Below are 15,136 nucleotides of genomic sequence, written 5' to 3'. Positions count from 1 at the left end.
GGGTGAGCCGCTGTCGCGCAATTCGTCGTTTTCGGCCCAGATGTCTTCCCCGCCTACGCGGGGGTGAGCCGCTGTCGCGCAATTCGTCGTTTTCGGCCCAGATGTCTTCCCCGCCTACGCGGGGGTGAGCCGCTGTGCCGCATTGTCCATGGGAACAGTCTTCCGTCTTCCCCGCCTACGCGGGGGTGAGCCGGTTGCGCAGCCTGGCGAGCCTCCACCGGAACAGTCTTCCCCGCCTACGCGGGGGTGAGCCGAAATCCGTTTCCTTTGGATCCGACAATCGACGGTCTTCCCCGCCTACGCGGGGGTGAGCCGAGCGAGATACATGGTGTAAATGGCGCTACGCAGTCTTCCCCGCCTACGCGGGGGTGAGCCGTTCACGCCCAACAATCCGGGCCAGTGGAGCCGGTCTTCCCCGCCTACGCGGGGGTGAGCCGTGTCAGCACCTTAAACCCACGCCGGGTACGCTCGTCTTCCCCGCCTACGCGGGGGTGAGCCTAATTCGGGTCTTTCAACAGCCCTTTAGAATGAGTCTTCCCCGCCTACGCGGGGGTGAGCCTTACCGTATGAAGTCAATTTCCGAGCACACTGAGTCTTCCCCGCCTACGCGGGGGTGAGCCGGCCGCGACGCGCGGTGAGTTTGTTCAGCTCATGTCTTCCCCGCCTACGCGGGGGTGAGCCCATTACTGCTGGAACAAATCGGCTTGCAGAGATGTCTTCCCCGCCTACGCGGGGGTGAGCCGGCATCACCGCCTCACAGACCCCCAGCGCGGCCGATGGACCGCAGCCGGAAGCGTCATCATCGACTGGCAAAACCGATCACTGGTCCCCATCGACGGAAACCTTGATGCCGTCATCGACCACTGGGCATGGACTCACGATCCCCAAGCCCACACATCCACCATGATCGACCTTGGCACCGGAACCACCACCAGCCCCGTCACCGCAACCCCGGCACGCCCCCTCGGCCTCGCCCAAAACCACCTGATCGTCATCAGCGACGACGACCAAGGGCACCTGAACCTCTACGGGCTCAAATCTGCATAAGCACCGCGGCGGCGCGCTAACAAAGCCCGCCGCCACAGCACTTCACAGATCATCTCTGAGCATGACTTCTTTCAGCTTGCGCGCTTGCCTCTCCAAAGCCTCTTCTTCGGCCCGGTTCTCCAGCTCACCGTCAATACCAGCTGCAATGAACCGCAGCAGCAAGCCACCGCCGACCAGCACACCGGCCAAGACCCACTCTCGTGTAGCAATCTCGGACAGGTGCGCGTGACGGCCAATCACCCAGACCCCATAGCCGATGCAGACCAACCCCCCGTAGCGGCAGAACCACATTCCCAGGTGCATCGCCCCCTCACGCGGCGACACGACCAAGAGGAAGAGGGCATGGAAGAACCCAGCGATAAAGTTCCATACCTGCTGTAGAACAAAGCCAATAAAGTTGAAAAGAGTGAGTAAAAGAGTGAGTATTAGCGCCGACATCCCCTTCCGGTCCTACCAGCCAGAATAATCAACCTGACACATTCTGTGGAGGCAACCCCGCCAGCCGGTCTTCCCCGCCTACGCGGGGGTAAGCCGGGTTTCTCACTCAGATGAGGAGGGCGAGATGAGTGAGTTTGTTGCCGACAATGGTGTTCAAGTGACCGACGAGATGGTTCGCCAGTGGGCGAGTGAAGCCGAGTCCGGTTTTGAGGGGTTGCAGGTCGAGCCGTTCGAGGGCCGAGCTTGGGAGGAAGTGGAGACTGAGCCCCTGGAGCCTCGCACGATCCGAGTGAGTGCCAGCCCAGCGTGTGGAGGCTGATCGAACGGGACGCGTCTCGGCAGGGCATGACCGTATCCGCGTGGACCCGTCAAGCGCTGACCCGCGAGGTCACCCAGACCCTCAAAGCCAGCTGAGCCCTAAACTGCCGCGCGGCCCTCGGGGCCGCTTGCCCTCTAAAAGCCTCTGGGCGTCCTTCCTCACGTGAGCTGGTCACGGAGGGCGCGTTGGGAGGGCGTCAGTAGTGCCTCGGGCATATAGGTGACCTTGAGGGCGTCCAGGGCGGCGCGGTCGTCGGCGCTGATGTGGATTCTGCATGTGGTTGCGTCCGGCTGTCGTAGCGAGTCGGCTGCTGGTCACGTCGGTGCCGACGGCGCCACACACGGGGCATTCCCCCCGCACGCCAGTGCGGGAGGGTAGAACCACAGCGTCGAGCACTTTGCCATCGAGATATTCGCGGCGGAGGCGAGTCCACTCTCGAGCCCACGCTTTCTTCAGATCGCCGTAGGTACTCATTCAAATCCTGGCGGCATAGGGCCGCGGGGCTTCCTCGGTTTCCCTCGCCCAATCCTTGCGGGCACGTCTTCCCCGCCTACGCGGGGGTGAGCCCTTCGTCGCACTAGGTGCATCTTTCAGAACCGGGGCTTCCCCGCCTACGCGGCGCGGTCGTGAGACCCTTCGCCTCGGATGACGTCTTCGTGCCGGGCGACCGACTCGATGCCATGCTGACCGATTACCCCCGATACGGTCGCCGTTGACATGGAGTCGACGTCGATCGCTCAGATCTGCCGCTCCTTCGATGTCGACTTCGTATCGACCCGCAGCATGTCCGACCTGTGCGGGCCGGCTGCCAACGAGGAGCACCCTGAACGCGTCGAGGGTGCGAGTGAGCGCGCCGCCAGCATTGTGGTGGAGCTCTTGGAGACCGAGTCCTGACAGAGGACGCAGCCAGGGCCGACGGCACCACGAGAGCCGCGCACCTGGCGGCCCGCGGCTCTCGCCCTCCTGGCGCCTCAGCCCTGCTGGGTGAGCTGCTTCACCCACTGGTGGACGTTGGCGATGTCCTCGGCATCGCCCCCGTCTGCACCGGCGATGCCGAGGAAGCCGACGACCTCGTCACCACGCATGAGCGGGGCACCGGCGTCGGACTTCTGCAACTCCATGCCCTGGGGCGCGGAGAACCAACTGATCCAGTGACCATGGCCCTCGACGGTGGCCTCGGCACAGCCCACTGATGCCAAGTGGCCCGCACCACGCGGGCCACTGAAGGCGACGACGCTGAGCTTCTCACCCTCGCGCGGGGCCTGTGGGCTGAGCTTCGCCACCGGAGTGTCCTTGACCGGGGTGGCCAAGTGAATCAACATGGCCTGGCTCTTGGACGGATCATTGGGGGTGAAGTAGTGGCGCTCGGTGATCGCGGTCCGATGACCGGATCCGTCGACGACCTCGGTGCTCTTCCCGCACCGAGCGGTGTCGGACCAGGTCAGCGCCCATTCGGGGGCAACCAGGACCGCGCTGCAGCGGTGCTCACCATCGGGCGCACTCAGAGCGACGATGCCCCGGTTGGTAGTGGACTCACCGCCGGTCGCCGCCTGGGCCACCCCACCCCCCAGGGGCAGCGAGAGGGCACCGACGACGGGGAGGAACTTACGCATGGACAGACATCCATTCTTATTGAGAATGATTCTCGGTAGTATTCAGCTATGGATCCCCAGCCAAGTCAAGTGCCCAGCACGTGCTCTGGACAGGTCCTCAGAGCTTCAGGTTGTCCGACAGTTCCAGCGCGTAGCGCACCAGCTCAACCGGATGCCCGACCCGCCTTGGCGATCTCGTACTTCTCCTTCTTGAGGCCATAGGCGCCCGCGGTGCCCCAGTAGCCACTGGACGAGCGCAGTGGCATCCTCGGTGATGACGAGCAGACCCAGAATGGTGTCACTCACCCGGTTGCGGGAATCGACCTAGTGCACTCCCCGCTCTCGCCGATAGTTACAGCGTTGATGGGAGCGTGAACACGGAGATGTGCGGGCTCATCGTGGCACACGTATACACTGTGATCTGACGTCACTCCACGTCATTCATCCAGTATTCATCCAGTCACAGGAGACCGTCATGGCGCCGACCGCCGCTGCCGCCGATGAACTCGTCAAGACTTACGGAACCGGAGATGCCGTCGTCAAGGCCCTCGACGGGGTGAGCGTCACCGTCGAGGTCGGTGCCCTCACCGCGGTCATGGGTCCGTCGGGATCGGGCAAATCGACGCTCATGCACTGCATGGCCGGGCTCGACCGCCCCACCTCAGGCCGCGCCTTCATCGGCCAGACCGATGTCGCCACCCTCACCGACATGAAGCTGACGCTGCTGCGACGTGAACGGGTCGGATTCATCTTCCAGCAGTTCAACCTCGTGCCAACCCTCACGGCCCGCGAGAACATCCTCCTGCCCCTGGCCATCGCCGGACGCAAGCCCGACCCGCAGTGGTGGGACACCGTCATCGACGTCGTCGGCCTGGCCGACCGGCTCGACCACAAGCCCTCCGAGCTGTCAGGTGGGCAGCAGCAGCGCGTCGCCTGTGCGCGCGCCCTCGTGGGCCGACCCGAGATCATCTTCGCCGACGAGCCCACCGGCAATCTGGACTCCATGAGTGCCACCGAGGTGCTCGGCTTCCTGCGCCGGTCGGTCGACGAGTTCAGCCAGACCATCGTCATGGTCACCCACGACCCCGTCTCGGCCTCGTATGCCGACCGGGCGCTCTTCCTTGCCGACGGGCGCATCGTCGACGACATCTGTCATCCCACCCATGACGCCGTGCTCACGACGATGGGCCGCCTGGACCCGCGCCGCCACCCGTCGACCGACTCCGGGCCGGATGACGGCCCGTCCCCGCACCGGGCGAAGACAACCGGTGGCGAGCACGTGCCGGCCGCCCGCCGTGTCGAAAGGCCCTGAACCACCATGTGGAAGGCCACCTTCACCTCCCTGTGGAGCCGCAAGCTTCGGCTGTTCATGTCCACCTTGGCCATCGTCCTTGGCGTCGCCTTCGTCTCGGGATCGTTCGTCTTCGGCGACATGCTCCGGTCCACCTTCAACTCCATCGTCTCGGGGTCCGTCTCGGACGTCGAGGTGTCCAAGAACACTGAGGACGCGGTGCAGGGCGACGCGACGAAACCGTACCCGTTGACACCGGCCGTCGTCGACAGGATTCGCACGATCGACGGTGTCAAGGACGCCCAGGGCACCGTCACCGAGACGGGAACCGTCCTCATCGACCGCGACGGCAAGGCCATCACCAGTTTCGGGCCGCCCCAACTGGGCTTCAGCTGGCAGACGACCCCGGCCCTCGGCGGCCAGCAGGGCGTCCACGTCGTGTCGGGCCACGAACCGCGTGCCGACGACGAGGTGGTCGTCGATCCGCAAACCCTCGACAAATCCGGCCACCATGTCGGCGACAGGGTCAAGGTCATCACGAGCCGAGCCGGCACCGTCCAGGCGAAGCTCGTGGGCACCGCCACCGTCGGTCAGAGTGGGTCCGCCGGGGCCAGCTACGTGTTCTTCACGACGCACCGCGCCCAGCAGCTCTTCCTCAAGGGCCACGACGCGTTCACCGGTGTGGCCACGGTCGTCGAACCGGGCGCCGACCGGGCGACCGTCGCCAAGGCCGTCCAGAAGGTCCTGCCGAAGGGATACCAGGCCAAGGACGGCAAGGTCGTCGCCGATGAGCAGATGAGCGTCATCGGCAAGGCCCTCGGCTTCGTCGACATCTTCCTGCTCGTCTTCGCGGGCATCTCCCTGCTCGTCGCGAGCTTCCTCATCGTCAACACCTTCACCATTCTCGTCGCCCAACGCTCCTCCGAGCTGGCGCTGTACCGGGCCATGGGGGCCAGTCGCGGTCAGATCAGGGCGACCGTCCTGGTCGAGGCCCTCGTCGTGGGCGCCGTCGGGTCAGTCCTGGGTCTGTTCGGCGGCCTCGGTCTGGCCGTGGCCATCAAGGCGATCATGGCCGCAACCGGATGGGACATCGGGCAGACGACGCTCACCCTGGGCGTCAAGGCCATCGTGGCCTCGCTCGTCACCGGCATCCTCGTCACGCTCGTCGCCGCCCTGCTGCCGGCTGCCCGGGCCACCCGCATCTCTCCGGTCCAGGCCATGACCTCGGCCCGAACCGAGTCCGAGGTCGGGTTGGGCAAGCGGGCCGTCATCGGCTCCGTCATGGCCGCCGTGGGCGTCGTGGGGATCGTTCTGGGGGTGTTCGACGTCGTGGGCAAGCCAGTGGCCTGGGCCGGAGCCGGCATGGCCCTGACGATGATCGGCGTCGCCCTGGCCTCGCCCCTGCTCGGCCGTCCGGTCATCTGGATCGTCGGCAAGGTGTACCGAGCGACCTTCGGCGAGGTCGGCAAATTGGCCGAACTCAACTCGATCCGTCAGCCCCGACGCACCGCCGCGACCGCATCGGCCCTCATGATCGGGCTCACCCTGGTCTCCCTCATGGCCGTCTTCGGGGCCTCCTCGACGCGCTCGGTGACCAGCCAGGTCACCGACACGCTCCGTGGCGACTTCATGGTCGGCCGACAGGGATTCGAGGGGTTTCCCGACCAGGTCCGCACCAAGGTGGCCGCCGTCCCGCAGGTCAAGGACGTCCACGCCATGAAGATGGCGCAGATGCTCGAGATCCCCGCCGGCCACACGACCCCGCCCAAGGAGTACTTCACCGACGCCACGGGACGTCACATGCGCGGCATCGCGGGCATGGAGGCGACCTCGCTGGACAAGATGTTCCCCCAGAAGGTGACGAAGGGACGCATGTTCCGCACCGACGGCGAGATGATCGTCGACGAGAAGGCGGCAGAGAAGAATCACCTGAAGGTGGGGTCGTCCTACCGGTTGTGGTCAGTGGATGCCCAGCGTCCCATGACGCTCACCGTCGTCGGCATCTACACGACCGGCAAGGGACAGCCCATCGCCACCATGTGGGTCTCGACGAGCACCCTCACCTCGGCCGGTCTGGGCGACAAGGACGCCTTCCTGTCGATTTACCTCAAGCCGGGCACCGACCACGAGCAGGCCCACAGGGCCCTCGACGCGGCATTGGCCGATATGCCGTTGGTGAGCGTCATGGACGTTGGCCAGTACACCGACCAGATCCTCGTCAACGTCAACCGGACCATGGCACTGCTCTACGCACTGCTGGGACTCAGCATCGTCATCGCCGTGCTCGGCATCGTCAACACCCTGGGTCTGAGCATCATCGAGCGCACCCGGGAACTGGGCCTGTTGCGTGCCATCGCCCTCACCCGCCCGCAGGTGCGCCGGATGATCACCCTGGAGTCGGTCGTCATCGCCCTGCTCGGAGCCGTGGTGGGAGTCGGTCTGGGAACCGTCTTCGGCATGGTGCTGCAACGTCTGCTCGCCGACCAGGGCATCGACAAACTCTCGATCCCGTGGCTGCAACTCGTGGCCTTCCTCGTGGCCGCGGCCCTCGTCGGGGTGCTCGCTGCGCTGTGGCCGGCGCACCGGGCGGCCCGCACGAACATCCTCAAGGCCATCGCCACCGAGTGAGGTCTGCCGGCGGGTCCTCCAGGCACCGGGCGGCGGTCGCCAGCGGCCCGGTCATCGGCGAGCTTTCCTCAGCAGGGTGCGGACGCGGTCGGGATCGTCGGCCATGTCCAGGGTGGCGAAGACGTTGGAGACATCCACCTCGGGACGCTGCCAGCCGATGGTCGCGGCGTGGGCGGCCAGGGCGACGCAAATCTCCTGACAGCCGTCGATGATCCACTCGGGGTCGACGCCCGGGTTGACGTGACGGGAGAACTCGGCGGCGTCGTGCTGCTGGGCCGCCAGGATCGCCGACAAACCACTGCGCAGCTGCTCAACGGCCTCCTCCCCCATGGTGGAGACGACGACCGGGTCGGCCATGTCACGACGAACCCGCTCAACCAGCAGGCCGGGGACCTCGTCGGAGGTGAGCCCCTTGTGGTCGAAGAGCCAGTCGGGCAGGTACACCTCGACGGCGTCGTCGTCGACCTGTTCGACCCGCTTGACCACGGCGTCGAGCAGGCTGACACCGAGCATGATCGCACCCTCGAGCTGACAGAGCGGGGTGAGGGCGATAGCGATAGCGGCTCGTCCGGACTCGAGTGGGTCGATCTGTTCACCACGCTCCTGGGCTCGCAGCTCCTCTTCGCTGGCCCGGCGCAACACCTCGAAGGACTCGGCCGGCGGAATCTGCACGGATTGCGGGTCGGCCTCGACGTCGTCGGCCTCCGGGAGCTCAGCGCCGACGGAGTCAGGATCGCACCAGTTGGCCGGGATCTCCGGGATGTCGTTCATGGTCATTCGCCTTTCCTGTCATAGACCGATCCGATGACGCGCGCCGGATTGCCGACGGCGATGGATCCGGCCGGGATGTCCTTGGTGACGACCGCTCCGGCTCCGATGACGCTGTCCTCGCCGATGGTGACACCGGGGCAGACGATCGCACCTCCGCCGAGCCAGACATTGTTGCCGATCGTGATGGGTTTGGCAGCCTCCAGGCGATCCCGACGCAGGTCCGGGTCGATGGGGTGGGTGGGAGTCAGCAACTGGACGTTCGGGCCGATCTGGCAGTCGGTGCCGATGCGAATCTCGGCGACGTCGAGAGCCGTCAGGTTGTAGTTGGCGAAGCTGCGCGCGCCGAAGTGGATGTTCTCACCGTAGTCGACGTACAGCGGCGGCTTGATGACGGCATCCTCTCCGAGTTCGCCGAGGAGTTCGGCCAGCAGGGGACTGGCGCTGTCCGGATCGTTGAGGAAGGCCCGGTGGTAGGCGTCAGCCAGCCTGGCCCCGCGGTCGGCTATCCGGGAGTTCTCCGGGTCGTCGGCGATGTAGAGGTCCCCGGCGAGCATCCGTTCCCGGTTCGTGCGGGGGTCCCCTGCGAAGTGGTCAGTCATGGGATCAACGGTATCGGGAGAGCATGAAGGCATCCCCTGAACCTCGAATACCGGCTAGTACTACACGGAGCTGCCAGAAAACCGGGATGGTGACGTTGCCATCGGGTTTTCGGAGCGTTTTTTGGCAGCTCCGTGTGGTGGAGGCCGTGCAGCAAGGCTGCGAGAGGAATGCGCCCCTGGGATCACAGTTGGGCCACCTGGACCAATCCCCGCCCCTGCCACGTCCACCCGTACCAGTTGTGTCCCCTGCGCCAGAGATCTTGACAGGGGGGACACAGCTGGCACAGCTGACAATGAAGGTCACGGAAAGAAGGGGCGCCCGGTACCCCGGACGCCCCGCAGCCTCACCTGACGAGCTCTCCCTTGACGAGCTTGATGAGACGGTCGAGAACCGCACCACCCGAGGCATTCGACCCGTTGTGCTCGTACTCAGTCGTCACCCAGGCATGCATCTGCGGCAATAAGGCCGCCGTTTCGACGGAAAACTGGCGCGGCACATAGGCGTCGTCGTGGTACACCGCCGCAGCACAGGGCACCTCGGCAGCCCGGAGGGTGTCAGCGTCATACAGCTTCGGCCACGGATGGTTCGCAATGAGATTGGCAACCTCCTTCCACGGCCGCAGCTCCTGGTCGGTGTCGAACCACTCTGGCATGACGTGCTCACCGGTCAACAGGGTCGGATCCTGCTGGAAGTCCTCGGGCAGCATCCGCGCGGCCGACCAGTCGGTGACCACACCGTCGGCATAGGATGACTCGTGGATGACGGCGTACAGCGGGTTACGTCCGCCAAAAGGCAGCAGCCCGGCAAGATCATGGCGGAACGACCGTGAGGTGTGCGGATACTCCAGCAGGTAGTGCAGCTTCTCAGCCCCACCCGAGGCGCCCAGCAGGTGTCCCAACGACCGCAGCCGCGACGGCGTCACGATGTCACCGTTCGGAATGGTGACATCGCCCTTCTCGGCCAGCGCCATGAGCTCTGCGAGCCGCACCCGATCCTCCGGGAATCGCTTGTAGTACTCCAGCGACTTTGCGCGCAGCTGGTCGTAACAGGCGGTGTAGACCTCGTCAGCAGAACGTCCGACCGCCGACAGACCACCCGTAAAGTAACCCGCCGACAGCGACTCCGGGTAGGTGGACAGGTACCTCAGCAGGGTGAATCCGCCGAAGGACTGGCCCAGCACCGCCCATCTCTGAACACCGAGGTGACGACGGATGTCCTCGCAGTCCTCGACGATCTCGTCGGCACGCAGGTGAGTGAGGTACTCCGCCTGGCTGGCCGGATCCCCCACCGGCTCGCTCACTGGCGAGGACAGTCCAGTGCCGCGCTGGTCCAGCAGCACGAGCTGGTAGTCCTGCAGGGCCCGGGCCAGCCAGCCCGGGAATCCGGGATCACTCAGCGTCGGCCGCGGAGACTCACACCCCGGGCCGCCCTGCAAAAAGACGAGGTACGGCTTGTCGGTGCCGTCAGGAGCAGCAACCAGACGCGCATAAATCTCGATGGTGCGCAGGTCCTCGGGGTTGTTGTGGTCCAACGGGACCCTGAGGCGAATGTCATCTGTTAGCAGGCCAGGAATGTTGCGGTTCCACGTCATAGCATCAGCCTACGAGGCCCGGACACCAACCGAGTCGACTCCGTCACTCCTCGCCCAGCGGCGCGAGGCTTGCCATATCCAGAACCCTCAGTATTTTCTCAGCCTTCCCATGATGTTCCTCCATCCTCCGCAACTATCGTCACGGCTTGTCCCGTAGATTTGGGGGTCCATCAACAGCGCATCCCCGAGGTGACACCCACTCACCTATACTGAACAGATTTTGAGAATCTCTCAGGAACACGTACAGTTCAACGAGCCCCTGAACCTGCGGCAACGCTCGGAAGGAACATCACATGACCAACACCTCGACCAACGCCGGGACGGCTCTCAAGCGCACCGTCGCTCTGACCGCTGCGGCCGGACTCGTCGTCATGGGCACCATCGCCGAGGAGGCCCACGCCGCCCCCACCGGTACCCCTGGGGCCCATGCGGAGAAGGCTCCCACCCAGCAGACCAAGAAGGCGCCGACCAAGCAGGCCAAGCGCGCCACCCCGTACACCACCCAGTTCGCGCAGTCCCGTGCCCACCTCAACGTTCGTTCTGGACGTGGCACCGCGTACAAGCGTCACGGTCTCATCCACCCCGGCGACCGTCTCCTCATCGTTGGCAAGGACGTCCAGGGCTGGACCCCCGTCAACTACCGCGGCAAGACCTCCTGGGTCGCCACCCGCTACATCAACAAGGTCACCCGCCCGGTCGGCATCTTCGCCCAGCGAGGCGACCACAATGCCCGCACCAAGGCTGTTCAGCGCGACCTTTCGACCCTCAGCTACTTCCCGGGCAAGTGGGTCGGACTGCCTTACGGCCCATCCACCACCAACGCCGTCAAGGTGTTCCAGAAGGCCAATGCTCTCAAGCAGACCGGCGTCACCGACGCCGTCACCATGAGCCTGCTGCGCTCGAAGGCCAGCTACAAGCGCGCCGCCGAGGCCGAGAAGGCTGCCGAGACCGAGAAGGCAGCTCAGAAGAAGGCCGCCGCTCCGGAGCCGACGCAGCGTCACTCCGAGGAGTCCTCGCGCACCTCCCGTTCCTCCGAGCGCTCGGACCGTAGCGCCGCCGACGTCTCCACCAGTGGCGTCGCCGGAAGCTGCGGGGCCTCCTTCTACACCGATTCGCAGACCGCCTCCGGTGAGCCCTTCAGCTCCTCGGCCATGACGGCTGCCTCCAAGACCTACTCCTTCGGCACCCGCCTCAAGGTGACCAACAGGGCCAACGGACGCTCTACCGTCGTGCGCATCAATGACCGTGGACCCTACGTCTCCGGTCGCTGCCTCGACCTGACTCCGGCCGCCTTCAACCAGATCTCGTCGCCCAGCGCTGGCGTTGCCGACGTCACCTACGAGAAGGTCTCCTGAGCTCACCAGACATCGATCATGACAGCGTCAGCCCCCGATCCACTGCGGATCGGGGGCTGACGTCATGTTCAAGACTTCTCAGGCCAGGCCAAAGATCTCTGGCCCAGGAATCAACCGGCAGGAGCCTCCGGGCCGTCGTTGAACCACCAGGTGGCCTGTCCGGGAACTCCGGCCTTCTTGGCCTCCTCCGGTGCCTCGACCTTGTCGAGCTCGTGGACATTGCCCTCGGCATCCTCCCAGCACACCACCTCGCGGCGCACCGGGATCTGCACGGTCACCAGATCAGTGACGACGTAGCGGCGCAGCTTGGCACCAGCCGGCAGACCCATGGCGGGCACGGGCTCGGCGACCGGGAGAACCTCATCATCAGAGTGTTCCTCGGAGTGATCATCGCTGAGCGCCTCAGGACGGTTCTCGTCGTCCTCCTCGCCATCCTCAGCAACCGGGGAGCCCACGTTGTCCTCGTCACGGGGAGCCGCCGGAACGATGACCGGAGTGACGGTGGTGTCCTGGCCGACCTCGTCATCGTCGACGGGCTGGGTCTCGCCGACCTCCTCGGGGGAGTCGTCGTCAACCTCTGCGGCGTCGACGATGTCAGGATCGCTGTCGGCACCGCGTCCTGGCTGGGCGATGATGATGTCGTCATCATCGATCTCCAGTCCGGAACGACGAGCGGGCTCCATGCCGTAGTGGCCGTAGACCTCGGCCTCACGGTCACGCGAGAGATCGTCCTCCTCGGACGCCTCAGGGGCGGTCTCGATGATGTCGCGGTTGAACGGCACACTGACGTGGCTCGTGGAGTAATCGGCGCCGCGTACCGGAATGAAGTGTTCGTGGCCCTCCGAAAGCACGGTCACGAAAGTCACGGCACCGGTGACCTCGTCGGCAAAGATCTGCTGGATCGTCCCGACCTTCTCACCATCCGGTCCGACGACCTCGGCGTCGAACAGTCCGGGGATGTCCTTGGGATCCATGGCGCTGATGTCCATGTATCGACCTCTCGCTAGGGGGCTGGAACGTACGCGCATACACGCACTCTTCGCTTCAGCTTTTCACAGTGCAGGCGCCAACTGGCGCAATGCATCCGGGCGCGTCTCGAACTGAGCACCTGCCCGGATCGGGTCGACATGCCTTGGCCTGAGGATCAGAGCTCGTCAAGCCAATGGTCTGACGATCAGCAGTCCGAGAGTCAACGGTCGTTGATCGCGCTGACCATCCGGTCGACGGCCTCCTCGAGCAGATAGCGTGGGGTGGCGAAATTGATACGTGCGTGCCCCTCACCCCCGGGCCCGAAGGTGGGACCGTCATTGAGACGGATACGGGCGTGACGCAGCAGCCACTCCCCTGGCGAGGCCGGAAGCTCGTAGGCGGAGAAGTCGAGCCAGCCCAGGTAGGTGCCTTCAGGAATCCGGTAGGACACTCCCGGCAGTTGATCGGCCAAGGTTTCCGACAGCCACACCGCGTTGTCATGGATGTAGCAGTTGGCGGCATCCAACCATTCCTGACCGGAGTCGAAGGCGGCCTTGTTGGCAGCCATGCCGATCGTGGTGGCCCCTTCGGCGTCGAGCGGATGGACCTTCTGATCCCACAGCTTGGCCTGCTCATCGGTGAAGAGGGAGATGAAGGCCGTCATGAGCCCGGGGATGTTAAACGACTTCGACGCCGAGGACACCAGCACCGAGTGAGCGGCCGCTTGCTCGCTGATGCTGGCGTAGGGCACCGAGGCCTTGCGCTTCTCGCAGACCGGGACGAGAGGTCCATGGATCTCGTCGGAGATGACGAACCCGTGGTGACGCTCGACGACCTCGGCCAGTCCGCGCAGCTCGTCCGCAGTGAAGACGCGACCCAGCGGGTTGTAGGGCTGACAGAGGATGATCGACCCGGCACCCTTGGTGAAGGCCGCGTCGATGCCGTCAAGGTCGAGGGTCCAGCCCAGGTCGGAGTCGACCATCGGCACCGAGATGATCTCGCGTCCTTCCAGTCCCGGCACCTTCCAGAACGGCATGTATGCCGGGGAAGGGACGATCACGGGGCTTCCGGGAGCGCTATAGGTGCGGATGGCCAGCTGGACTCCGGACAGGACATTGCGCAGATAACGCACCTTGAGCGGATCGACCGTCAGGCCCTGGACCTTCTTCGCCCATGCCGCCCATGAGTGCCGCAGTCCGTTGTCGCGCGGATATCCGTAGGCGTGCTTCGCAACCATGTCCTCGATGGCCTGCTGGATGGGCGGGGCAACCCGGAAGTCCATCTCGGCCACCCACAGCGGGATGACCTCCTCGGCGACGTCTTCCCACCTGGCCGTTCCGCGTGAACGCAACCACTCGACAGTGGGGCTGTCGAAGTCGAAACCAGTCATTGCCGTCCTTCCATAGTCCTCGACCGGGGCGTTGCCCCGGTGCAACGCCCGTTCACCGGATATGTGGCTGCAGGTCGGTGACATGCAACCACATGCCCTTTCGTCTCAGCTTGTCACATACCACCGGGCACGTCTGCCGGGATTGCCGTCGAGAAGCTTGTAGGATCGTCATGTGATCTTCAAACGTGTCGGTGACTCCCGCCCATACCCTGGCCACGGGTACACGCAGAAGCAGTGGTCCCAGCTGGCACCCGTGCAGGTGCGCCTGGACCAGCTCGTCACGACGAAGAGCAACCTTGACCTGGCGAACCTTCTCGAGGACGACTCCACCTTCTACGGGGACCTCTTCGCCCACGTCGTGGCCTGGCATGGCGACCTCTACCTTGAGGACGGCCTGCACCGCGCGCTTCGTGCTGCCCTTCAGCAGCGTCAGACCCTCCATGCCCGTGTCCTCGAACTGGACTGATGCCCCGTCATGACTCCTGATGAACGTCGCCACTATCTGAGGATGGCAGGTACCCCGATCACCCTGCTGGCCCTCGTCATCCTCATCGCGGTGGCCATCCGCGCCGGATGGAAGGCCGTCAGTGCCCCCGTCCCCCCGCCACCGATCACCCCTTGCGTCAATCAGGACGTCAAGGGCAAGCTGACAACGAAGGACGTCACGGTTTCGGTGTACAACTCCGGTCACACCCGTGGCCTGGCGGGTAGCGTGTCGAAGCAGCTTGCCAACGTCGGGTTCGTCATTGATTCGGTGGCCAACCGTGAGCCCATGGTCAAGGAGGTGACGGTCATCGGCCACAACGCCAAGGATCCTGAGGTGAAGCTGGTTGCCGGCTACTTCCCGGCAGCAGTGTTGAAGTCGGATCCCAAGCGCGTCGATCATGAGGTTGAAGTAGTGCTCGGCGATCGCGACCCGAACTTCAAGACGGATGCACCGAAGTTCGTGAAGGTTGGTGAGCCCGTGTGTCTGCCGTCACCGTCACCGACCCCATCGATGCTGGCGACGCCAGGGGAAAAGCAGCCCTGACCATCAACCAGCCCCGTTAAGGCCACGGATCCATCTGGGTCCGTGGCCTTCCCATTCGTCTTCTTAGTCAGCCGGGTTGGTTGGCCTGCCCAGTCGGTTTTGGTCAGCTTGCTCA

At 64.9% G+C, this 15,136-nt stretch carries 14 protein-coding genes, 1 pseudogene and 1 CRISPR repeat array; of the genes and pseudogenes, 8 read left to right on the top strand and 7 right to left on the bottom strand.

The genetic code is table 11. The features are described 5' to 3' along the window. Positions 1-42: 42 nt before the first annotated feature. Positions 43-742: a CRISPR direct-repeat array (repeat unit 28 nt; unit sequence GTCTTCCCCGCCTACGCGGGGGTGAGCC). A gap of 161 nt (positions 743-903) precedes the next feature. Continuing rightward, positions 904-1,047 carry a hypothetical protein gene (locus tag PALO_RS12550; RefSeq protein WP_161493739.1) on the top strand — a complete coding sequence of 48 codons (144 nt, stop codon included), beginning with the start codon at positions 904-906 and terminating at the stop codon, positions 1,045-1,047. A gap of 42 nt (positions 1,048-1,089) precedes the next feature. Here PALO_RS12550 and PALO_RS11490 read toward each other — a convergent pair whose 3' ends face one another. Continuing rightward, on the bottom strand, positions 1,090-1,485 hold the full coding sequence (locus PALO_RS11490; protein WP_015583683.1) for a hypothetical protein: 396 nt from the start codon (positions 1,483-1,485) through the stop codon (positions 1,090-1,092). A gap of 169 nt (positions 1,486-1,654) precedes the next feature. On the opposite strand from PALO_RS11490, the pseudogene PALO_RS12200 reads away from it, so the two are divergent. Both PALO_RS12200 and PALO_RS12195 read left to right on the top strand, forming a co-directional pair. After that, a pseudogene (locus PALO_RS12200) lies at positions 1,655-1,899 on the top strand (hypothetical protein). A gap of 622 nt (positions 1,900-2,521) precedes the next feature. Further along, positions 2,522-2,698, top strand: coding sequence for a phosphorylase family protein (locus tag PALO_RS12195; RefSeq protein WP_015583681.1), 177 nt, complete (start codon positions 2,522-2,524; stop codon positions 2,696-2,698). A gap of 77 nt (positions 2,699-2,775) precedes the next feature. Here PALO_RS12195 and PALO_RS11480 read toward each other — a convergent pair whose 3' ends face one another. After that, entirely contained in the window at positions 2,776-3,417 is a 642-nt protein-coding gene (locus tag PALO_RS11480) for a hypothetical protein (RefSeq protein ID WP_015583680.1), read from the bottom strand. Between the two features lie 454 nt (positions 3,418-3,871). Here PALO_RS11480 and PALO_RS11475 point away from each other — a divergent pair, with 454 nt between their 5' ends. After that, positions 3,872-4,708, top strand: coding sequence for an ABC transporter ATP-binding protein (locus PALO_RS11475; RefSeq protein WP_015583679.1), 837 nt, complete (start codon positions 3,872-3,874; stop codon positions 4,706-4,708). Between the two features lie 6 nt (positions 4,709-4,714). Further along, the gene (locus PALO_RS11470; RefSeq protein ID WP_015583678.1) at positions 4,715-7,315 is read left to right on the top strand and encodes an ABC transporter permease; all 2,601 of its coding nucleotides are present in this window, start codon (positions 4,715-4,717) and stop codon (positions 7,313-7,315) included. A 51-nt stretch (positions 7,316-7,366) separates the two neighbouring features. Here the strand turns inward: PALO_RS11470 and PALO_RS11465 are convergent, their stop codons facing one another. From PALO_RS11465 to PALO_RS11455, 3 genes are all read right to left on the bottom strand, one after another. Next, complete coding sequence (locus PALO_RS11465; RefSeq protein ID WP_015583677.1) at positions 7,367-8,092, bottom strand: hypothetical protein; 726 nt, start codon at positions 8,090-8,092, stop codon at positions 7,367-7,369. Next, complete coding sequence (locus PALO_RS11460; RefSeq protein ID WP_143045239.1) at positions 8,089-8,685, bottom strand: sugar O-acetyltransferase; 597 nt, start codon at positions 8,683-8,685, stop codon at positions 8,089-8,091. Before PALO_RS11460 ends, PALO_RS11465 begins: the two co-directional genes overlap by 4 nt. Before the next feature lie 344 nt (positions 8,686-9,029). Then, positions 9,030-10,277, bottom strand: a complete 1,248-nt coding sequence (locus PALO_RS11455; protein WP_015583675.1) for an alpha/beta fold hydrolase — start codon at positions 10,275-10,277, stop codon at positions 9,030-9,032. Between the two features lie 293 nt (positions 10,278-10,570). Between PALO_RS11455 and PALO_RS11450 the strand changes: the two genes are divergently transcribed. Continuing rightward, positions 10,571-11,632, top strand: a complete 1,062-nt coding sequence (locus tag PALO_RS11450; protein ID WP_015583674.1) for a septal ring lytic transglycosylase RlpA family protein — start codon at positions 10,571-10,573, stop codon at positions 11,630-11,632. A gap of 110 nt (positions 11,633-11,742) precedes the next feature. On the opposite strand, the gene PALO_RS11445 is transcribed toward PALO_RS11450, so the two are convergent. Both PALO_RS11445 and PALO_RS11440 read right to left on the bottom strand, forming a co-directional pair. After that, positions 11,743-12,621, bottom strand: a complete 879-nt coding sequence (locus tag PALO_RS11445; protein WP_015583673.1) for a PRC-barrel domain-containing protein — start codon at positions 12,619-12,621, stop codon at positions 11,743-11,745. 200 nt (positions 12,622-12,821) lie between these two features. Beyond that, positions 12,822-14,075 carry a MalY/PatB family protein gene (locus PALO_RS11440; RefSeq protein ID WP_235044065.1) on the bottom strand — a complete coding sequence of 418 codons (1,254 nt, stop codon included), beginning with the start codon at positions 14,073-14,075 and terminating at the stop codon, positions 12,822-12,824. An 88-nt stretch (positions 14,076-14,163) separates the two neighbouring features. Here PALO_RS11440 and PALO_RS11435 point away from each other — a divergent pair, with 88 nt between their 5' ends. Both PALO_RS11435 and PALO_RS11430 read left to right on the top strand, forming a co-directional pair. Then, complete coding sequence (locus PALO_RS11435) at positions 14,164-14,457, top strand: type II toxin-antitoxin system VapB family antitoxin (RefSeq protein ID WP_015583671.1); 294 nt, start codon at positions 14,164-14,166, stop codon at positions 14,455-14,457. Between the two features lie 9 nt (positions 14,458-14,466). Then, entirely contained in the window at positions 14,467-15,021 is a 555-nt protein-coding gene (locus tag PALO_RS11430) for a LytR C-terminal domain-containing protein (protein ID WP_015583670.1), read from the top strand. Positions 15,022-15,136: the final 115 nt, after the last annotated feature.

Origin of the sequence: Cutibacterium avidum 44067, assembly GCF_000367205.1 — a bacterium.
GTDB lineage: Bacteria > Actinomycetota > Actinomycetes > Propionibacteriales > Propionibacteriaceae > Cutibacterium > Cutibacterium avidum.
This window is presented reverse-complemented; position numbering and strand designations above follow the sequence as displayed.